Origin of the sequence: Pseudonocardia sp. EC080619-01, assembly GCF_001420995.1 — a bacterium.
In the GTDB taxonomy this organism is placed as follows: Bacteria; Actinomycetota; Actinomycetes; order Mycobacteriales; family Pseudonocardiaceae; genus Pseudonocardia.
In genome coordinates, this window is record NZ_CP012184.1 from 1,576,926 (window position 1) to 1,596,698 (window position 19,773).

The 19,773-nt window shown below is 73.5% G+C and carries 15 protein-coding genes and 1 pseudogene; 5 read left to right on the top strand and 11 right to left on the bottom strand.

The features are described from left to right. The first annotated feature begins 67 nt into the window (after positions 1–67). Entirely contained in the window at positions 68–1,747 is a 1,680-nt protein-coding gene (locus AD017_RS07265) for a bifunctional UDP-sugar hydrolase/5'-nucleotidase (protein ID WP_082399098.1), read from the top strand. A gap of 7 nt (positions 1,748–1,754) precedes the next feature. Here the strand turns inward: AD017_RS07265 and AD017_RS07270 are convergent, their stop codons facing one another. Both AD017_RS07270 and clpS read right to left on the bottom strand, forming a co-directional pair. Continuing rightward, a complete protein-coding gene (locus AD017_RS07270) occupies positions 1,755–2,303 on the bottom strand; it encodes a DUF2017 domain-containing protein (protein ID WP_010240814.1) in 549 nt (182 codons plus the stop codon). Continuing rightward, a complete protein-coding gene (clpS, locus tag AD017_RS07275; RefSeq protein WP_029239928.1) occupies positions 2,300–2,596 on the bottom strand; it encodes an ATP-dependent Clp protease adapter ClpS in 297 nt (98 codons plus the stop codon). Before clpS ends, AD017_RS07270 begins: the two co-directional genes overlap by 4 nt. 39 nt (positions 2,597–2,635) lie before the next feature. Between clpS and AD017_RS07280 the strand changes: the two genes are divergently transcribed. Together AD017_RS07280 and AD017_RS07285 are read left to right on the top strand one after the other, a co-directional pair. Next, on the top strand, positions 2,636–3,955 hold the full coding sequence (locus AD017_RS07280) for a nicotinate phosphoribosyltransferase (RefSeq protein ID WP_010240816.1): 1,320 nt from the start codon (positions 2,636–2,638) through the stop codon (positions 3,953–3,955). Between the two features lies 1 nt (position 3,956). Beyond that, positions 3,957–4,520 carry an isochorismatase family protein gene (locus AD017_RS07285; RefSeq protein WP_010240817.1) on the top strand — a complete coding sequence of 188 codons (564 nt, stop codon included), beginning with the start codon at positions 3,957–3,959 and terminating at the stop codon, positions 4,518–4,520. Here AD017_RS07285 and AD017_RS07290 read toward each other — a convergent pair. Next, a pseudogene (locus AD017_RS07290) lies at positions 4,507–6,377 on the bottom strand (BCCT family transporter). The gene AD017_RS07285 and the pseudogene AD017_RS07290 overlap by 14 nt on opposite strands. A gap of 520 nt (positions 6,378–6,897) precedes the next feature. Here AD017_RS07290 and AD017_RS07295 point away from each other — a divergent pair. Continuing rightward, entirely contained in the window at positions 6,898–8,043 is a 1,146-nt protein-coding gene (locus AD017_RS07295; RefSeq protein ID WP_060573660.1) for an aromatic ring-hydroxylating dioxygenase subunit alpha, read from the top strand. Between the two features lie 830 nt (positions 8,044–8,873). Here AD017_RS07295 and purU read toward each other — a convergent pair. After that, the gene (gene purU / locus AD017_RS07300) at positions 8,874–9,722 is read right to left on the bottom strand and encodes a formyltetrahydrofolate deformylase (protein ID WP_060573662.1); all 849 of its coding nucleotides are present in this window, start codon (positions 9,720–9,722) and stop codon (positions 8,874–8,876) included. Between the two features lie 147 nt (positions 9,723–9,869). Here purU and AD017_RS07305 point away from each other — a divergent pair, with 147 nt between their 5' ends. Beyond that, positions 9,870–10,535, top strand: a complete 666-nt coding sequence (locus AD017_RS07305; protein WP_060573664.1) for a GntR family transcriptional regulator — start codon at positions 9,870–9,872, stop codon at positions 10,533–10,535. A 19-nt stretch (positions 10,536–10,554) separates the two neighbouring features. On the opposite strand, the gene AD017_RS07310 is transcribed toward AD017_RS07305, so the two are convergent. The 7 genes from AD017_RS07310 to AD017_RS07340 form a co-directional block, all read right to left on the bottom strand. Then, positions 10,555–11,427 carry a bifunctional 5,10-methylenetetrahydrofolate dehydrogenase/5,10-methenyltetrahydrofolate cyclohydrolase gene (locus tag AD017_RS07310; protein WP_060573666.1) on the bottom strand — a complete coding sequence of 291 codons (873 nt, stop codon included), beginning with the start codon at positions 11,425–11,427 and terminating at the stop codon, positions 10,555–10,557. Beyond that, a complete protein-coding gene (locus AD017_RS07315) occupies positions 11,424–12,044 on the bottom strand; it encodes a cyclodeaminase/cyclohydrolase family protein (protein ID WP_060573668.1) in 621 nt (206 codons plus the stop codon). Before AD017_RS07315 ends, AD017_RS07310 begins: the two co-directional genes overlap by 4 nt. Before the next feature lie 186 nt (positions 12,045–12,230). After that, positions 12,231–14,714 carry an FAD-dependent oxidoreductase gene (locus AD017_RS07320; RefSeq protein WP_060573670.1) on the bottom strand — a complete coding sequence of 828 codons (2,484 nt, stop codon included), beginning with the start codon at positions 14,712–14,714 and terminating at the stop codon, positions 12,231–12,233. Between the two features lie 69 nt (positions 14,715–14,783). Then, complete coding sequence (locus AD017_RS07325) at positions 14,784–15,395, bottom strand: sarcosine oxidase subunit gamma (protein WP_060573672.1); 612 nt, start codon at positions 15,393–15,395, stop codon at positions 14,784–14,786. Beyond that, positions 15,388–18,189 carry a 2Fe-2S iron-sulfur cluster-binding protein gene (locus tag AD017_RS07330; RefSeq protein ID WP_060573674.1) on the bottom strand — a complete coding sequence of 934 codons (2,802 nt, stop codon included), beginning with the start codon at positions 18,187–18,189 and terminating at the stop codon, positions 15,388–15,390. The genes AD017_RS07325 and AD017_RS07330 overlap by 8 nt, the downstream gene beginning before the upstream one ends. Continuing rightward, the gene (locus tag AD017_RS07335) at positions 18,186–18,476 is read right to left on the bottom strand and encodes a sarcosine oxidase subunit delta (RefSeq protein WP_010240838.1); all 291 of its coding nucleotides are present in this window, start codon (positions 18,474–18,476) and stop codon (positions 18,186–18,188) included. The genes AD017_RS07330 and AD017_RS07335 overlap by 4 nt, the downstream gene beginning before the upstream one ends. Before the next feature lie 28 nt (positions 18,477–18,504). Then, positions 18,505–19,773 (bottom strand): sarcosine oxidase subunit beta family protein, encoded by a 1,269-nt coding sequence (locus tag AD017_RS07340; RefSeq protein WP_060573675.1) that lies wholly within the window; start codon positions 19,771–19,773, stop codon positions 18,505–18,507.

Here is a 19,773-nt window from a genome sequence, read left to right on the forward strand (position 1 = left end):
GCCGGACGCCCCCGTTCGTGACCCACGCCACGGTGCCGGCGGGCGCGCCGCGGCGATACTGCGCGGCGTGCCCGCCTCCTCCTCCCGCCGGACCGGCATCGTCCTGGCAGCGGTGTTCGCGTCGGTCCTCGTGGTGGCCGTCGCCGCCGAGTCCCGCACCCTGGCCGGCCGTCCGGACGCCGGTGGCGATCCCGGCACGGTCCGGGTCATCGCGTTCAACGACCTGCACGGCACCCTCGAGCCGCCGACGGGGTCCTCGGCCAGGGTGACCGGCGACGACGGCGCCGAGGTCGACGCCGGCGGCGCCGCCTACCTGGCCGCGCACGTGGAACGGCTGCGCGCCGAGGAGCCGGACTCGGTGCTGCTCTCGACCGGCGACAACATCGGCGCCTCCCCGCTGGCGTCGGCGCTGTTCCGCGACGAGCCGACGATCGAGGTGCTCGACGGGATGGGCGTGGCGGCCTCGGTGGCGGGCAACCACGAGTTCGACGAGGGCATCACCGAGCTGCGCCGCATCGCGGGTGGTGGCTGCCACCCGTCCGACGGCTGCCGGTTCACCCCGTCCTTCGACGGCGCGTCCTTCCCGGTCCTCGCCGCGAACGTCACCGAGGACGGCGGCGGCCCGGCGCTGCCGGCGACCCACGTCGTCGAGGCCGGTGGCACCCGGATCGGGATCATCGGCGCGACGCTCACCGAGCTGCCCGGGCTCGTCTCGCCGGACGGCCTGCGCGGCCTGGAGATCGGCGACGAGGTCGCCGCCGTGGACGCCGCGTCCCGCGACCTCACCGCGCAGGGGGTGCGGGCCCAAGTCCTGCTGCTGCACCAGGGCGACGACTCCGACGGCGGCCCGGACTCCTGTGCGCTGGAACCGGGCGGGCCGGGCTCGCGGATCGCCGCGGCCGTCTCCGCCGACGTCGACGCCGTCCTCTCCGCCCACTCGCACCAGCAGTACGTGTGCAGCGCCACCGACCCGGCCGGTGCACCGCGCCCGTTCGTGCAGGGCCTGTCGTTCGGCAGGCTGCTGTCCGTCCTCGACCTCACGATCACCGCCGACGGCGACGTCGACCGGGCCGCCACCACCGCCCGCAACGAGATCGTGTCCCACGACGTGGAGCCCGACCCGGCCGCGCAGGAGATCGTCGACCGGGCCGTTGCCGGGTCGGCCCCGCTCGCAGAGCGCCCGGTCGGCACCCTCGCCGGACCGCTCCCCCGGGCGGCGGCGCCGTCCGGGCTGTCCCCGCTCGGCACCGTGATCGCCGACGCGCACCTGGCCGCCTCCCGCGGCGACGGCGCGCAGCTCGCGCTCACCAACCCCGGCGGCGTCCGCGCCGACCTGGTCCCGGACGCGGAGGGACGGGTGACCTACGGGCAGGCCTACACCGTCCAGCCGTTCGGCAACGTCCTGCAGACGATGACGCTGACCGGCGCGCAGCTGCGGGCCGTGCTGGACCAGCAGTTCACGGTGGAGGACGGGCCGACGGTCCTGCAGACGTCGTCGAACGTCCGCTACGCCGTGGCCGGGGAGCGGGTGGGCCGCGTCGAGGTGGACGGCGTCCCGATCGCGGACGACCGCCCGTACCGGGTCGCGGTGAACAACTTCCTGTCCGCGGGCGGCGACGGATTCGACGCCTTCTCCGCGGGCACCGACCTGGTCGGCGGCCCGGTCGACCTGGACGCGCTCGTCGCCCACCTGGGGGCGGCGCCGCGGCTCACCGCACCGCCGACGGACCGGATCGGGCGCGGCTGACCCCCGGTCAGGCGCGGAGGCGCACCCGGACCAGGGAGTCCTGGACGAAGGTCAGCCAGTGGTAGACGCCCAGGTGCTGGCCCCGCGGGTCGTCGTCGGGCAGCTGGTCGGGCATGTCCTCGCTGACGTCGAGCGCGGTGCCCAGCGCGAGCCGGACGTCGTTGAGCGCCGCCAGCCAGGCGTCGGCCTGGTCGGGCGACAGCTCGAGCCGGCCGCCGGACTCGGGGAGGGTGTCCAGCACCGTCTCCGCCGCCTTGTCCTTGGCCTCGATCAGCTCCGGCTCGTGCAGCGAGCGCAGTCCACCCGCGAGGTCCGAGTCCTCGGTGGTGAAGTCGGGCAGCAGCCGGGCCAGCACCCGGTCGGTGGGCCGGCTGGTGGGCCCGGTGCGGATGCCGGTGAGGGTGGCGAGCTCGTCCTCGGGGGCCAGCGAGGCCCGGTCGGCGAGCATCTGCCGGACCTCGGTGAACAGGCCGCGGAGCACCGCGGCCTCCTCCCCGGAGAAGCCGGAGGTGAACCGGACGCGGTCGCCGCGGCCGCTGCGCTTCCAGCCGTTCATGTGCGCTGCATGGTGGCCCACAGGCCGGCCGCGTGGAGCTTCGCCACGTGCACCTCGACGGTGTCCTTGTCACCGGAGGAGACGGCGGCCTTGCCCTTGTGGTGCACGTCGAGCATCAGCGCGTTCGCCGTCTGCTCGGGATAGTCGAAGACCTTCTGCAGGACGTACGTGACGTACGACATCAGGTTGACCGGATCGTTCCACACGATCGCCTGCCACGGGGTGTCAGGACTGGTGGCATCGTCCGTGTCCGGCGAGACCTGCTCGGTGGGCGACGGGGACGGCGCGGTCATGCGCACCATGGTGACACAGGCGGGCATAGGCTCCGTCCCATGACCGGCTCCGTCCCCCCGCCCGCCCCGGCACCGGGCACGGCACTGCTGACCGACCGCTACGAGCTGACGATGGTGGCCGCCGCGCTCGCCGACGGCACGGCCGACCGGCACTGCGTGTTCGAGCTCTTCGCCCGCCGCCTCCCGGACGGCCGCCGCTACGGCGTCGTCGCCGGGACCGGGCGGCTGCTCGAGGCCCTGCGCGGGTTCCGGTTCGGCCCCGCCGACCTGGAGACGCTGGCGACCGTCGTCGACGACGACACCCTGGGCTGGCTGCGCGACTACCGCTTCACCGGCGACGTCGACGGCTACCCCGAGGGGGAGCTCTACTTCCCCGGCTCCCCGGTCCTCACCGTCACCGGGACGTTCGCCGACGCCGTCCTCCTCGAGACCCTCGCGTTGTCGATCTTCAACCACGACAGCGCGATCGCCTCCGCCGCGGCCCGGATGGTCACGGCCGCGGCCGGACGCCCGCTGATCGAGATGGGGTCCCGGCGCACCCACGAGGAGGCGGCCGTGGCGGCCGCCCGGTCGGCGTACCTCGCCGGGTTCACCACGACGTCGAACCTCGCCGCCGGGCAGCGGTTCGGCATCCCGACCGCCGGCACCGCCGCGCACGCCTGGATCCTGCTGCACGACGACGAGCCCGCCGCGTTCCGCAGCCAGGTCGCGGCACTGGGGACGGGCACCACCCTGCTCGTCGACACCTTCGACATCCGCAAGGGCATCGCGAACGCCGTCGAGGCGGCCGGCACCGGTCTCGGCGCGGTCCGGATCGACTCCGGCGACCTCGGCGAGCTCGCGCGGCAGGCCCGGGACCAGCTCGACTCGCTCGGCGCGACCGGCACCCGGATCGTGCTCTCCGGTGATCTGGACGAGTACGCCATCGCGTCGCTGCGCGCCGAGCCCGTCGACTCCTACGGCGTCGGGACGTCGCTGGTCACCGGGTCCGGTGCCCCGACGGCGGGGATGGTCTACAAGCTCGTCGAGGTCGACGGGCGCCCGGTGAGCAAGCGGTCCAGCGCGAAGGAGTCGCGGGGCGGGCGGAAGTCGGCGCTGCGCCGGTTCAAGCCGACCGGCACCGCGGTGGAGGAGGTCGTGTTCCCGCACGGCTCCGAGCCCGAGCTCGGCGACCACGACCGCGTGCTGCCGGTGCCGCTCGTCCGCGGCGGTGAGCTGGTCGACGGGACGGGCTCGCTGCCCGACGCCCGCGAGCGGCTCCGCGCGGCGCTGGTGGCCGTACCGTGGGAGGGTCTGAAGCTCTCCCGCGGCGAGCCCGCGATCCCGACCAGCTTCGTCACGCCCGCCACGGAGGGGTGAGATGGCCCGAGCACTGATCGTCGTCGACGTCCAGAACGACTTCTGCGAGGGCGGGGCGCTGGCCGTGGCGGGTGGCGCCGCGGTCGCCGCCCGGATCGGGCGGCTCGCCGCCGAGGGCTCCTACGACCACGTCGTCGCCACCCGGGACGTGCACGTCGACCCGGGCCCGCACTTCTCCGACACCCCGGACTTCGTCGACTCGTGGCCGCCGCACTGCCGGGCCGGGACGCCCGGGGCGTCGTTCCACCCGGCGCTGGACGTCGCGCCGATCGAGTGCGTCTTCGACAAGGGCGCCTACTCCAGCGCGTACTCCGGGTTCGAGGGCGCGAGCGAGAACGAGTCGGGCCTGCCGCTGGCCGACTGGCTCGACGCCCGCGGAGTGGGCGAGGTCGACGTCGTCGGCCTGGCGACCGACCACTGCGTCCGGGCGACCGCGCTGGACGCGGCCCGGCTCGGCCTGACGACGACGGTGCTGCTCGAGCACTGCGCCGGGGTCGCGCAGGAGACGACCGGCCGGGCCCTCGCCCAGCTGCGCGAGGCCGGGGTGACCGTCACCGAGGTGTGACCGGCTCCACCGCGGGCGCCGGCTCGGCGGGTGCCGGGTCGGCGGGTGCCGGGTCGGCAGGCGGCGGCTCCGCCTGCGGTTCGGCGGGCACGGGTGGGGCCTCGTCGTCCGGGTCCGCGCCGTCCGGGTCCGCGCCGTCCGGGTCCGCGCCGTCCTCGCCGCCCTCCTCGTCCTCGCCGCCCTCGGTGGTGAACGCACCGACCTTCACGTAGAAGTCGTCGCCGTGTCTGTCGGTGGCCCAGTCCACCGCCTGCTCGATCACCTCGACACTCTTGATGCTGCGGAGGACGACCCGGTCCCGCCGGACGTCGCGCAGCAGGGCGACGCAGAGCAGGACCATGATCACCACGAACGGCGCGGCCACCAGGATCGTGAGGTCCTGGATCCCGGAGAGCGCGTCCTCCCCTCCGGTGACCAGCATCAGCACCGCCACCGCGCCCGTCGCGGCTCCCCAGAAGACCACCACCCACCGGCTCGGCTCGATGGTCCCGCGCTGCGAGAGCGTCCCCATGACGATCGACGCCGCGTCCGCACCGGACACGAAGAAGATCGCGACCAGGACCATCACGAGCAACCCGGTCACCGTCGCCCACGGATAGGCCCCGAGCATCTCGAACAGCTGGACGTTCGCGTCGCCGGAGAACCGCGCGCCCGTCTGCGCCTGCTCGACCGCGGTACCGCCGAAGATGCAGAACCAGACCAGGGAGACCAGGCTCGGCGCGAGGATCACGCCGCCCACGAACTCCTTGATCGTGCGCCCGCGCGAGATCCGGGCCAGGAACATCCCGACGAACGGCGTCCAGGAGATCCACCAGGCCCAGTAGAAGACGGTCCAGCCGGACAGCCACTCGAGCATCGGCTCGCCGCCGACGGCCTCGGTGCGCGCCACCATGTCGAAGAACTGGGAGAAGTACGCGCCCAGCGACGTCGGGATCATGTCCAGCACGAGCACCGTCGGGCCGACGACGAACACGAACAGCGCCAGCGCGGCGGCCAGCACCATGTTCGTGTTCGACAGCCACTGGATGCCCGGGCGACGCCGGAGACCGCGGACAGGACGAAGGCCGCGGTCAGCACGACGACGATCGCGGCCAGCACCGGGGCGCCGACGTCGCCGTCGACCCAGCCGACGGCCTGCATGCCGCCACCGATCTGGAAGGCACCGAGACCGAGCGAGGCGGCCGAGCCGAACAGCGTCGCGAAGATCGCCAGGATGTCGATCGTCCTGCCGACCGGACCCTCCGCGGCCCGGCGCCCGATCAGCGGGACGAACGCCTGGCTGATCAGCTGACGGCGCCCCCTGCGGAACGTCGAGTACGCGATGGCCAGCCCGACGACGGCGTAGATCGCCCACGGGTGCAGCGTCCAGTGGAACAGCGAGGTCGCCATGGCCGTCTGCATCGCCTCGGTCGTCCCCGGTGCGGCGGACCCCGGGGGCGGCGACGCGTAGAACGACAGCGGCTCGGTGACGCCGAAGAACATCAGCCCGATGCCCATGCCGGCGGAGAACATCATCGCGATCCAGGACACCGTCCGGAACTCGGGCTGCTCGTCGTCGGCACCGAGCCTGATCCGGCCGAACCTGCTGAACGCGAGGAAGAGCGCGAACGCGACGAAGCCGGTCGCGGCGAGGATGAAGCCCCAGCCCCCGGCCCGCATCAGGCCGTCGATCATGGTGCTCGCGGCGTCGCCGAGCCCCTGCGGGTCCGCGACACCCCACACCACGAAGAGCAGCGCCAGGGCCGCGCCCACGCCGAAGACGGTCCGGTCGGTGCGGCCCGCGGTCACCGGGCTCTCCGGGCTCACCGGGGGCTCGGGGAGGTCCGCGGTCCGGGACCGCGGTTCGACGTCTGCCATGACGGTGTCCACCTCTGTTCGGGAATCCGGGCGGCGGATCGACGCTGATCGGGATCCGCGCGGAGCGGGGCGGGCGGTGCGTGCCGGGAGGTCGTGCGGTGATCGCCGGGGAGGGGCCACCTCACGGCACCCATCAGATACTCGACTAATATATCTGATCAGCCTAAGATCCGGCACGAGCGCCGGTCAAGGTCGGCGCCCGCCCTCCGACGCCGACGACCCGGGAGCCGCCACGCGTCCCACACCGCCCTCGGGAAGTCCCGGCCCGATCTGCCACGACAGGCGCGACGACCTGCGGATCGTCGCCCGAATCGACTCTTGACAGGACCCCCGGGGTCGCGCTCCCATCATGGTGCACATTGAGCGACCGGTTGCTTGTCACGCAACGGTTGCCCTGCTTTTCCTTCTCATTTCTCGCGCACGCGGAGCACCGGCGTGCAGGTCCCGCACACCCGATCGACCTCTCCCCCGCCCCGGGCCCGAGCCGCGGGCACCCATGTCCTGCACGAGGAGCACTGCCATGACGACCGGTGAGCTGTCCCCCTCCACCCGCGGTCAGGCCCTGCCGGAGAGCCTGCGAGAGACCCTGGCGGGCCACTACTACACCGATCCGGACATCTTCCGGGCCGAGCAGGACAGCATCTTCCACACAGGATGGTTCTGCTCCGTCCTGAGCGCAGACCTCGACCGGCCCGGCCGGTTCGAGACCGTCCAGATCGGACGCGAGAGCGTCATCGTGACCCGCGGCCGCGACGGTGCGGTCCGGGCGTTCCTGAACGTGTGCCGGCACCGGGGTGCACGGCTGTGCACCGAGGAGAGCGGCGAGGTGAAGCGCTCCTTCCAGTGTCCGTACCACGCGTGGACCTACGGCCTGGACGGCAAGCTCGTCGCCGCGCCGAACCTGACCGCGATGCCGGACGTCGACAAGGTCGAGTACGGCCTGCACACGGTGCACGTCCGCGAGTGGCTGGGCTACGCCTGGCTGTGCCTGGCGGAGGACCCGCCGCCGTTCGAGGAGACGGTGATCGGCGACGTCACCGCCCGGCTCGGCTCGCCGGACGCGATCGTCGGCTACGACGTCGAGAACCTGAAGCTCGGCCGGCGCATCTCCTACGACGTCAAGGCGAACTGGAAGCAGATCGTCGAGAACTTCATGGAGTGCTACCACTGCGCGACGATCCACCCGGAGCTCACCGAGGTGCTGCCCGAGTTCGCCGACGGCCTCGCCGCGCAGTACTTCGTCGGCCACGGCGCCGAGTTCGGCGAGGAGGTCCAGGGCTTCACCGTGGACGGCTCGGCCGGGCTCGCCCCGATCCCGGGGGTCGGCGCCGACCAGGACCGCCGCTACTACGCGATCACCGTGCGGCCGCAGGTGTTCATCAACCTGGTGCCCGACCATGTGGTCTTCCACCGGATGTTCCCGCTGACGGCGGAGCGGACCATGGTCGTCTGCGACTGGCTCTACCTGCCCGAGGTCGTCGACTCCGGCGCCGACATCGACCGGTCCGTCGAGCTCTTCCACCGGGTCAACCTGCAGGACTTCGAGGCCTGTGAGCGCTGCCAGGTGGCGATGGACTCGCGCTCGTACCGCGACGGCGGCGTCCTGGTCCCGAGCGAGCACCACATCGGCGAGTTCCACGACTGGGTGCGCGAGCGCCTCGGCTGAGCACCCCCGAGGGCCCCGTCACCCGCCACCCCGGCGAGTGACGGGGCCGCCCCACGCCCAGTCCCACCGACCCACTCCCGCCCGCCCACCCCAGCTCACCTGCCTCCGGTCCCCAGGCTCCGCTCCGCAGCCGGCCGAGACGCTCACCGAACCCGCCGTCGCTCACGCGATCGTGCGAGCGCCAGCGGATCCCGCGAGCGCCCACAGATCGTGTGAGCGCCGACAGACCAGGTGAGCGCCGTCAGATCGCGTGCGAGCCAGCGGATCCGTGAGCACCAGCGGATCCGTGAGCGCCGGCGGATCCTCTGGGCGTCGGCAGGCCCGTCAGCACCACGGATCCGGCGAGACGCTCACCGAACCCGGCACTGCTCACGCAATCGGGCGAGCGTCCACGGATCCCGCGAGCGCCGACAGATCGCGTGCGCGTCGCCAGGCCCCGGGAGCGTCGACAGCCCCGCGAGCGTCGGCAGAACCCGCGGACGCGCTCGCCGATCCCGTGAGCGGCCAGGGCCCTCCGAGCGTCAGAGGTCCCGTCGCACCCACGAATCCCGCAAGACGCTCACCGAACCCGGCACCGCTCACGCGATCGCGCGAGCGTCCACGGATCCCGCGAGCGCCCGCGGAACGCGTGAGCGCCGACAGGCTCTGTGAGCGTCCGGGACCCGGTGCGCGTCGACGAGGCCCCGAAGCACCACGGATCCGGCGAGACGCTCACCGAACCCGGTATTGCTCACGCGATCGCGCGAGCGTCCACGGATCCCGTGAGCGTCAGCAGATCCCGTGAGAGTCAGCGGATCCCGTGAGAGTCAGCGGATCCTGTGAGCGTCGGGTCAGCGGAAGACGACGGTGCTCGTCCCCGACAGCAGGACCCGGCGCTCGCAGTGCCAGCGCACCGCGCGGGACAGGGCCAGGGCCTCGGCGTCGCGGCCGACCATCTGCAGCGCCGTCGGGTGGTGACCGTGGTCGATCCGGATGACCTCCTGCTCGATGATCGGGCCCTCGTCGAGGTCGGGGGTCACGTAGTGCGCGGTGGCACCGACCAGCTTCACCCCGCGGTCGTAGGCCTGGTGGTAGGGCCGGGCGCCCTTGAAGCCGGGCAGGAACGAGTGGTGGATGTTGATGGCGCGGCCGTGCAGCGCCTTGCAGGTCTCGTCGGAGAGCACCTGCATGTAGCGGGCGAGCACGACGAGCTCGGCGTCGAACTCGTCGACCGTCCGCAGGAGCTGTGCCTCGGCCTCCGGCTTCGTCTCCGGCGTCACCGGGATGTGCACGAACGGCAGGCCGGCGGCCTCCGCCATCGGTCGCAGGTCGGGATGGTTCGACACGACGGCGACGATGTCGGCGCCCAGGTTGCCCGCCCGCCACCGGAAGATCAGGTCGTTGAGGCAGTGGCCCAGCCGGGACACCATCACGAGGATCCGGGCCGGGGCGTCGCCGGAGAAGGCGTAGTCCATCCCGAACTCGGTCGCCACCGGCTCGAAGGCGCGGGCCACCGTGCCGAGGTCGACGCCCTCCGGGGCCACGACCTGGGTGCGGAGGAACAGCCGCTCGCGGATCGGGTCGTCGAACTGCTGGTACTCCCCGATGTCGCAGCCGTGCTCGAACAGGAAGGCGCTCACCGCGCGCACGATGCCGGTGCGGTTGGCGCAGTTCAGGGTCAGGATGAACGAACGGGTCACGGTGTCTCCTCGGGCTTCCGCGTCCTCCGGGCGGGCCGTGGCGACAGGACCCGCCCGGGAGATACTGCATTGATATATCAACTGTCGTCAAGAGTCGGCGGACTGACGGTGCACTGTCAGATCGGTGTGCGGGGTTACCATGCGGTAGTGACCGCTCTTCCCGATGTCAGTGAGCCGGAGTACGCCTCCCTGGCCGACAAGGCCTACACGGCGATCCGGGACCGACTGATCATGCTCGACATCCCGCCGATGACGGCGATCGACGACGTCGCGCTGGCCAAGGCGCTGGAGGTCGGCCGCACCCCCGTCCGGGAGGCGCTGAAGCGGCTCGAGATCGACCGTCTGGTGATCTCCTACCCGCGCCGCGGCACGTTCGCGACCGGCGTCGACATCACCGATCTCGCCTACATCTCCGAGATCCGGGTCCAGCTCGAGCCGCTCGCCGCCCGCCGGGCCGCCGAGTCGGCGGGCACCGCCGTGCTCGCCGACCTCGTGGAGCTGGCCGACACGATCGACGGTCTCGACGTGCGGACCCTCGACCGCGACTCCCTGATGCGCTGGGACCTCCACGTGCACCGCGCGATCTACGCGGCCGCGGCGAACCCGCACCTCGAGGACACGCTGATCCGTTACGACAACCTGGCGACCAGGATCTTCTGTCTGTTCCTGGACCGGATGTCGCACTTCGACCAGCACGTCGGCGAGCACACCGGCCTGCTCCGGGCGATCGGCGAGCGCAGGGCCGACGAGGCCGAGCAGCGGGCCCGCGACCACGTGATCGGGTTCGAGAAGGCGATCCGCGCGGTCGTCTGAGCCACCGCGCCCGACCGGGTCAGCCGTGCGCCCGGGCCGACCGCACGGTGTGGTCGAGGATCAGCGCCGTCGTCACCGGGCCGACCCCGCCCGGCACGGGCGTGATCCCCCCGGCCCGGGTCGCGACGTCGGCGGCATCGACGTCGCCGGCGAGGCTGCCGTCCGGGGCGGTGTTGGTCCCGACGTCGACGACGATCGCGCCCTCCGCGACGTGCTCGGCGCGCACCAGGCCGATCAGCCCGACGGCCACGACCAGGACGTCGGCGTGGCGGGTGTGCTCGGCGAGGTCCTTGGTGTGCCGGTGGCAGATCGACACCGTGGCGTCGCGCTGCAGCAGCAGCTGCGCGGTGGGTTTCCCGACCACCAGCGACCGCCCGACGACGACCGCGCTGCGGCCGGCGAGCGCGATGCCGTGATGGTCGAGGAGCGCCAGGACGGCGGCCGCCGTCGCCGGCGGGTGGGCGGGCAGGCCCGCCGCGAGCCGGCCCACGGACAGCGGGTTGGCCCCGTCGACGTCCTTTTCGGGCACGATCTCCGCGGCGAGCTCGGAGACCCGCACCCCGTCGGGCAGCGGGGTCTGCAGGACGATCCCGTGCACCGTGTCGTCGGCGCTCAGCCCGGCCAGGGTGCGCCGGATCGTCCCGGCGTCGGCGTCCGGGGCGAGCGCGACGACGTCGCACACGATCCCGGCCCGGCCGGCCGCGCCGGACAGCGAACGGACGTACCAGCCGGCGCCCTCGTCGTCGGTGGCGACGACGACGGCGAGCCGGACCGGCACGCCCCGTCCGGCCGACTCGGCCGCACCGGCCGCGACCCGCGCGCGGATCTCCCGCGCGAGCCCGGTCCCGTCGAGGACGGCCGCGGCGGGCGCGGACGTGGACGTGGTGGTCATCGGCGGATCTGCTCCCGTACGTCGGCGGTGACCTTGTCGGCGCGGCGGAGGACGTCGTCGACCCCGTCGAGAGCCTCGGCGAGCTCCATCCGCGCGAGCGGGTCGGTGATGCCCGCGAGGTTGATCTCGACGTTGAGCCGGGCGGTGCTCGCCGCCGCGCGGGCGGCGTCGGCCGCGGCCCCGACGTCGGTGATCACGTTCGGGTTGCCGATCGGCCGCAGCCGTTCGGCGAGGTCGACCACCTGCCCGGCCTCCCGGACGACCCGGGCCGGGACGCGTCCCGCCTCGACCAGCGCCCACCCGATGGCCGACGACCGGGCCGCCTTCTCCTCCTCGGTGCCCCGGGGCAGGGCGTAGGCGGCGGTGACGGCGGCGAAGGCGCGGGCGTCGTCCTCGGCGAGCCCGATCCCGACGACGCGGAGCTCGTCGGCGCGGTTGCGCACGGACGAGATCGTGTCGGCGTCGCGGGCGTAGCGGTCGCCGTCGCTGTAGCGGGCGACCATGCCGAGCAGCGCGGCGGCCTGGGCGAGGTGCAGGCCGGCCGTCGCGCCACCGCCGGGGGCGGGGACGCGGGCGGCGAGGTCCCACAGGAACCTGTCGAGGGTGTCGGAGCGCATGGAGGTCCTTCGGTGCGGCTGTGCGGCGGGCAGGCGGTGCGGCGGGCAGGCGGTGCGGCGGGCAGGCGGTGCGGCGGGCAGGCGGTGCGGCGGGCAGGCGGTGCGGCGGGCAGGCGGTGCGGCGGGCAGGCGGTGCGGCGGGCAGGCGGTGCGGCGGGCAGGGTTCGGCGGGCAGGGTCCGGCGGGTCAGCGCCGGATGCGGGTCATCTCCGGGTCGACCAGCGGCTCGGCCGCGACCGACGCCGGGATCCGGCGGTCGAAGTACTGGATCTCGACGCCGGCCCCGACCGGCAGCCCGGCCGGCAGCCAGGCGTACGCCACCGGGGCGCCGAGCGTGTAGGCGTACGCGGCCGAGGTGACGTAACCGGCGGGCTCGCCGTCGACCAGCACGACCTCGTGGCCGAGGACGACGCTGCGGCCGTCGTCGACGGTCAGGCAGGTCAGCCGCCGGGTGACCGCCTCCGGGTCGAGCGCCTCCACCGCGGCGCGCCCGACGAAGTCGCCCTTGGTCTGCGGCCGTACCGCGAAACCCAGACCGGCCTCGTACGGGTCGTGCTCGGTGGTCATGTCCGCACCCCAGGAGCGGTAGCCCTTCTCCATGCGGAGACTGTTGAACGCGGCCCGGCCCGCGGCGACGACGCCGAGCGGGCGCCCCGCCGCGTACAGCGCGTCCCACAGCTTCTGCCCGTACTCGGCGCCGGTGTAGATCTCCCAGCCGAGCTCGCCGACGTAGGACAGCCGCATCACGGTCACCGGGATCCCGGCGATGTGCGCGGCCCTCGCCCGGAAGAACTTCAGGCCCTCGTGCGAGAGGTCGTCGCCGGTCAGCGGCTGGACGAGGTCCCGCGCGAGCGGGCCCCACACCCCGATGCAGCAGGTACCGCCGGTGATGTCCCGGACCCGGGCGCTCCCGTCGGCCGGGAGTGACCGGCGCAGGTGATCGAGATCGAGGTGGGAGTTCGCCCCGACCTGGAACAGCTGCTCGCCGAGCCGCGCGACGGTGAGATCGCTGCGGACACCGCCCGCCTCGTCGAGCATCAGGGTGTAGGTCACCGAGCCGACCGACTTGTCCATCTTCCCGGTGACGAGCCCGTCGAGGAACGCGCAGGCGCCGGGCCCGGTGACCTCGAGCCGCTTGAGCGGGGTCATGTCGTACATCGCGACGGCGGTCCGGGTCTTCCACGCCTCGACCGCGACGACCGGCGAGTGGAACATCGCCGACCACGGGTCGCGCGACGGCGGACGCCAGTCGTGCGGCAGGTCCTTCACCAGGCCGGCGTTCGCCTCGTACCAGTGCGGGCGCTCCCAGGCGTGCGCCTGGAGGAAGAACGCGCCGAGCTCGCGCTGCCGGGCGTGGAACGGGCTGACCCGCACGTCGCGCGGGGACAGCTTGGGCTGCAGCGGGTGCAGGACGTCGTAGATCTCGGCGAAGTTCTGCTGGGAGGTCTCGTCGACGTAGGCGTCGGTGGTCTCGATCTCGTCGAACCGGTGCACGTCGCAGCCGTGCAGGTCGAGGTCGCTGCGGCCGTCGGTGAGCAGCTGGGCCACCGCCCTGGCGACACCGGACGAGTGCGTGACCCACACGGCCTCGGCGATCCAGAAGCCGGCGACCTCGGCCGACTCCCCGATCAGCGGGCCGCCGTCCGGGGTGAAGGAGAAGACGCCGTTGAACCCGGTCTCGACCTTCGCGGACCGCAGCGCGGGCAGGAGCGCGCGGCTCTGCTCCCACTGGGCTGCGAAGTCCTCCTCGGTGAAGGGCAGCATCGAGGGCTGGGCCGACTCGCTGACGTCGTCGCCGATCTCGGGCAGCTCGGCGATCGAGACGGGCATCGGACGGTGCGCGTAGGAGCCGATCCCGATGCAGTCGTTGTGCTCGCGGTAGTAGAGGTCGGCGTCCTGGTGGCGCAGGATCGGCATCCGGGCCTCGATCCGCTCGTCGTTGCGGCCGACGAGGTCCTCCACCTGCCCGGTGCGCGCGTACTGGTGGGCCAGCGGCAGCAGCGGCACCCGCATCCCGACGAGCTTCCCCAGCTCGCGGCCCCAGAACCCGGCGCAGGACACGACGACGTCGGCCGGGATCGTGTCCCCGGCGTCGGTCTCGACCCCGGTCACCCGGCCGCCGGCCTGCGCGATGCCGGTGACCCGGGTGGAGCCGCGGAACACCGCGCCGCGGGCCTGCGCCCGCCGGGTCAGGGCGACGACCGCGCGGGACGCCTTGGCGAGGCCGTCGGTCGGGGTGTGCAGCCCGCCGAGCACCCGGTCGCGGTCGAGGAGCGGGTGCAGCCGGGCGCACTCGTCCGGCCCGACGACGGTGGCCGGCACGCCCCGGGACACCGACCAGCCCTGCTTGCGGTGCAGGTCGGCGAGGCGCTCCGGGGTGGTCGCGACCTCCAGGCCCCCGACCTGGTTGAAGCACCACCCGCCGTCGCCGTCGCCGGTGTCGAGGCCCTTCAGCTTCTCGACGGTGTAGGTCGCGAAGGCGGTCATGGTCTTCGAGCCGGTGGTCTGGAAGACCAGCCCGGGGGCGTGCGAGGTGGATCCGCCGGTCAGGGGCAGCGGCCCCTGGTCGACGACGGTGACGTCGGTCCAGCCGCGTGCGGTGAGCTCGTCCGCCAGGTTGGTCCCGACGATCCCGGCTCCGATGACGACGACACGGGAGGTCGTGTTCATGGTGGTCTCCTGTTCTTCACCGGGCCGCGCGGGCGGCGGGCGGCGGGCGGCCCGGTGAGAGGTGGCGGGTCACCGCGCTGGGGCGGCCCGGAACTCGGTCGCCGCGTCGAGCAGCCGGTCGGCGAGGTGGCCGGCGAACGACGGGCGGACGTGCAGCAGGTAGTCGTCGGCGTGGCCGAGGGCCACCAGGATCACGCCGGTCTGCGCGACGACGGTCTGCGCGCAGCGGCCGGCCGGGAACTCGGACGGGTGCAGGTCGAGCGCGCACCCGAGGGCGAGCAGCTCGCGGGCGAGGCGGCCGCGGAGCCGCAGCACGACCCGCTGCCCGGACACGTCGACGGCCGACCCGCCGTGCTCGGCGACGACCGAGCGCAGCGACTCCTCCCCCGCGTGCGGGCGGGCGTGCCGGCTGGTGACGAGCCACTCGTCCGGGCCGAGCCAGACGATCTCGCCGTCGGACGTCGAGACCCAGGTGTTCGGCCGGGTCGGGATCTCCGCGCCGAGCAACGCGGACGCCACGGCGCGGGTGCGGGACTCCGGGTCCAGCCGAAGGTTCGTGGCCAGCCCGACGTCCTCGACCTCGATCGTCAGGTCGCCGCCGGTCTCCCGGGCCAGCGCGGTGAACTCCGGCTCCCACGCCTCCAGGGGGCGGGCGGGTTCCAGCGGGCGGGTCTCAGCCATCACGGCGGGCTCCTTCCGGGTCGACGAGGACGCTTCCGGTGATCTCCACCGGGACGAGCGCGCCGCGGTACGGGACGTGCACGACGTCGCCGATCCGGTCCCGGCCGCCCGCGACCAGTGCGAGCGCGAACGGCCGGGCCAGCTCGGCGCTGTGGTAGCTGGAGGTGACGTGGCCGAGCATCGGCACCGGGGGCGGCGGCAGGGCGCCGTCGGCGGCGAACTCGACGATCTGCGACCCCTCGGGCAGCCGGGTGGCGGAGTCGGTCGGGAGGAGGCCGACGAGCTGCTTGCGCAGCGGATCGAGGTTCTCGGCGCGGGTGAAGGACCGCTTCCCGACGAAGTCCTCCTTCTTCTTCGACACCGCCCAGCTCATGCCGAGGTCGTGCGGGGAGACCGTGCCGTCGGTGTCCTGGCCGATGATCGGGTAGCCCTTCTCGGCGCGGAGGACGTGCATCGTCTCGGTCCCGTACGGGGTGATCCCCCAGAGCGCCCCGACGGTGACGAGCCGCTCCCACAGCGCGAGGCCGTAGCGGGAGTCGACGTTCACCTCGTAGGCCAGCTCGCCGGAGAAGGAGATCCGGGCGAGCCGGACCGGGACCCCGTCGAGCGTGGTGTCCTGCCAGCTCATGAACCCGAAGGCGTCGTTCGAGACGTCGAGGTCGCGGAAGACCTCGGCGATCAGCTCCCGCGAGCGCGGGCCGACGACCGGGAACACCGACCAGTGCTCGGTGACCGACGCGAGGTGCACCCGCAGGTCCGGCCACTCGGTCTGGACCCAGTCCTCGAGGCTGTCGAGGACGGCGGCGGCGTTGCCGGTGGTGGTGGTGAGCAGGAACCGCTCCGGACCGATCCGCAGGACGGTGCCGTCGTCGACGACCATGCCGTCGTTGCCGCACATGACGCCGTAGCGCACCCGGCCGACCTTCAGGGTGCTCATCATGTTCGTGTAGACGCGGTCGAGCAGCTCGCCGGCGTCCGGGCCCTGCACGTCGATCTTGCCGAGGGTGGAGCCGTCGAGGATCCCGACGTCGCGCCGCACGGCCGCGCACTCGCGCAGCACCGCGGTGTCCATGTCCTCACCGGGGTGCGGGTAGTAGCGCGGGCGCTTCCACTGCCCGACGTCCTCGAACACCGCGCCGTGCGCGACGTGCCAGGGGTGCACGGCGGTCGTGCGGACCGGGTCGAACAGCACACCGCGCTCGCGTCCGGCCAGCGCGGCGAACGCGACCGGGGTGAACGGCGGGCGGAACGTCGTGGTCCCGAGGTCGCCGTCCGGGCGGCCGAGCAGCTCGGCGGTGATCCCCGAGGCGATCATCCCGGAGGTCCGGCCCTGGTCGTGTGCGGTGCCGATGGTGGTGTAGCGCTTCACGTGCTCGACCGACCGCATGCCGGCGCCGACGGCACGCTCGATGTCGGCGACGGTCGCGTCGCGCTGGAGGTCGACGAACTGGCGGGCCGGGTCGCCCGGGGTCCGCCACAGCACCGCGGTGGGCGTGCGGGGCGGCTCCGGCGGCACGCTCGGGGCGTCGCCCCCGGCACCCTCGAACAGGCATCCGGCCAGGTCGAGCGTGCCGTTCGCGGCGCCGACGACCTCGGTGCCGGCGAGCGCCGGGCCCGGCCGGAAGGCCCCGAGTGCCGGGTCGTACACGAGCTCACCGCGGACGTGGCTGAACAGGTGCGCGGACGGCGTCCAGCCACCGGAGACGAGCAGCAGGTCGCACGGGACCGTCCCGGCGCCGTCCGGGCCCGCCGTGTGCGCGGCGGTGACGGCACCGTCGGCGCCGCCGTCGGTGCCCACCACGACGGTGCCGGTGCGGACCTCGACACCGGCCTCGCGGCAGGTCGCGGCGCGCTCGGCGGGGGCGGTGCCGCGGGCGTCGAGCAGGGTGACCCGGGCCCCGGCACCGGCGAGGTCGGCGGCCGCGGCGTAGGCGGCGTCGTCGGTGGTGAAGACCGCGATCTCCTGCCCGGCGAGCACGCCGTAGCGGTGCAGGTACTCACGCGCCGCGGAGGCGAGCATGATCCCGGGGCGGTCGTTGTCGGCGAAGGCGACCGGGCGCTCGATCGCACCGGCCGCGACGACGACCCGCCCGGCCCGGATCCGGTGCACCCGTTGCCGGGACGGGTTCCGCGGTTCGTCGGTCCCCCGGTGCTCGGTGCTCGTTCCTGTCGTGCGCCGCTCCAGCGCCAGCACGAACCCGTCGTCGTAGTGGCCGAACGCGGTGGTGCGTTGCAGGTGCAGGACCTCGGGGTGCCGGTCGAGCTCGGCGACGACGTCGGCGACGAAGCGCAGGGCCGCCCGGCCGTCGATGCGGTCGGTCGGCGCCAGGCTGCCGCCGGCCTCCGGGCGGTCGTCGACCAGGACGACGCGGTCACCCCGCCGCGCGGCGGTGCGGGCGGCGAGCAGCCCGGCCGGGCCCGCCCCGATCACGAGGGTGTCGCAGTGCGCGTGGCGGTGGTCGTAGCGGGCGGTGTCGGCGACGGCGGCGAGCCGGCCCCGGCCGTTCACCCCGCAGGCGACCAGGCCGTCGTGGATCTCGACCACCGCGGCCTGCAGCATCGGCTCGGGGAAGGGCTCCTCGATCTGCACGAGGCCGGTCGGGTCGTCGGTCCAGGCGGCACCGATCCCGCGCGGCCTGCCGAGCGTGACGCTGCTGCCGACGGCGCGGACACCGTGCGCGAGCAGCGCCGACGCGAGCGTGTCCCCGGGGTGGCCGGTGTAGGTGGTGCCGTCCAAGGTGAAGGCGACGGTGCGGGTGCGGTCGACGCGGCCGTAGCCGTGGACGCGGCTCATGTGGTGGCCCCCGGGATCTGCGGCTGGGCCTCGCCGATCCGGTAGACCGCGAGGAACTGGTAGGTACGGGTGTCGCGGACGGCGTTGAACCAGCGCCGGCATCCGGCGCCGTGCACCCAGCGCTCCGGGAAGGGCCCCTTCGGGTTGTCCCGGAAGAACACGAAGTGGGCCCACTGCTCGTCGGTCAGCTCCTGGGGGTCCTCCGGGTAGGCGACGTGGGCCTGGCCGCCGTAGTGGAACTCGAGCTCCTCGCGGGGCCCGCACCACGGGCAGGTGATCAGTTGCACGGTGGGCTCCTGTGTGGACGGTGCGGGGTCAGTGGGCGACGCCGGCGGCGCCGTGCTCGTCGACGAGCGCGCCGGTGACGAACCGGTCGAGGGCGAACGGGGCGATGTGGGGGTGCAGCTCGCCGGTGGCGATCGTGTGCGCGAGGCACCAGCCCAGGCCGGGGGTGACCTTGAAGCCACCGGTCCCCCAGCCGGAGTTGACCAGCACGTTCGCGTAGGGGGTCCGGCCGACGATCGGCGAGGCGTCCGGGGTGACGTCGACGATTCCGGCCCAGCTGCGCAGCAGGTGCGCCCTGGCGAAGACCGGGAACAGCTCGACGGCGGCGGCCATCTGCCGTTCGATGACGTGGAAGGCCCCGCGCTGCCCGTAGCCGTTGTAGGAGTCCACGCCGGCGCCCATCACCAGCTCGCCCTTGTGCGCCTGGGAGACGTACACGTGCACCGCGTTGGACATGACGATCGTCGGGTGCACCGGCTCGAGCAGCTCGGAGACCAGGGCCTGCAGCGGGTGCGACTGCAGCGGCGTGCGCACCCCGAGCCGGTCGAGCAGCGTGGAGGTGTGCCCGGCCGCGCAGAGCGCGACCTGCCCGCAGGCGATGTCGCCGCGGGACGTGCGGATGCCGGTGACCCGGGCGGTGCCGTCACCGACGTCGCCCTCGGTGAGGAAGTCCAGGACCTCGCAGTCCTGGATGAGGTCCACCCCCGCCTCGTCGACCCGGCGGCCGAAGCCCCAGGCCACGTAGTCGTGCTTGGCGATCCCGGCCCGCGGCTGGTAGGTCGCGCCGAGCACCGGGTAGCGGATGTCGTCGGAGACGTTCAGGATCGGGCAGATCTTCGCGACGTCGTCCGGGCCGAGGTACTCGGCGTCGATCCCGTTGAGCCTGTTCGCCTCGACCCGGCGGACCGAGTCGCGGACGTCCTGCTCGGTGTGGGCGAGGTTGAGCACCCCGCGCTGGGAGAACAGGATCGGGTAGTCGAGGTCCTCCTCCAGCCCCTCCCACAGCTTCAGGGCGTGCTCGTAGACGAACGCCGACTCGTCCAGGAGATAGTTGGACCGGATCAGGGTGGTGTTGCGGGCCATGTTCCCGCCGGCCAGCCAGCCCTTCTCCAGGACCGCCACGTTGGTGATCCCGTGGTTGCGCACCAGGTAGTGGGCGGTGGCCAGGCCGTGCCCGCCGCCGCCGACGATCACGACGTCGTAGGAGCGCTTCGGCTCCGGGTTGCGCCAGAGGAAGTCGGGGTGCTCGGGCAGGTCCGCGCCGGGAGGGTCGCCGGCGGTCGCGGTCGTGGTGCTCAC

What these genes read in the sequence shown, in the direction of transcription:
- AD017_RS07270 (WP_010240814.1), bottom strand. Translation starts at nt 2,303, where the DNA reads ATGAACGGCTGGAAGCGCAGCGGCCGCGGCGACCGCGTCCGGTTCACC.
- clpS (WP_029239928.1), bottom strand. Translation starts at nt 2,596, where the DNA reads ATGACCGCGCCGTCCCCGTCGCCCACCGAGCAGGTCTCGCCGGACACG.
- AD017_RS07280 (WP_010240816.1), top strand. Translation starts at nt 2,636, where the DNA reads ATGACCGGCTCCGTCCCCCCGCCCGCCCCGGCACCGGGCACGGCACTG.
- AD017_RS07285 (WP_010240817.1), top strand. Translation starts at nt 3,957, where the DNA reads ATGGCCCGAGCACTGATCGTCGTCGACGTCCAGAACGACTTCTGCGAG.
- AD017_RS07295 (WP_060573660.1), top strand. Translation starts at nt 6,898, where the DNA reads ATGACGACCGGTGAGCTGTCCCCCTCCACCCGCGGTCAGGCCCTGCCG.
- AD017_RS07310 (WP_060573666.1), bottom strand. Translation starts at nt 11,427, where the DNA reads ATGACCACCACGTCCACGTCCGCGCCCGCCGCGGCCGTCCTCGACGGG.
- AD017_RS07315 (WP_060573668.1), bottom strand. Translation starts at nt 12,044, where the DNA reads ATGCGCTCCGACACCCTCGACAGGTTCCTGTGGGACCTCGCCGCCCGC.
- AD017_RS07320 (WP_060573670.1), bottom strand. Translation starts at nt 14,714, where the DNA reads ATGAACACGACCTCCCGTGTCGTCGTCATCGGAGCCGGGATCGTCGGG.
- AD017_RS07325 (WP_060573672.1), bottom strand. Translation starts at nt 15,395, where the DNA reads ATGGCTGAGACCCGCCCGCTGGAACCCGCCCGCCCCCTGGAGGCGTGG.
- AD017_RS07330 (WP_060573674.1), bottom strand. Translation starts at nt 18,189, where the DNA reads ATGAGCCGCGTCCACGGCTACGGCCGCGTCGACCGCACCCGCACCGTC.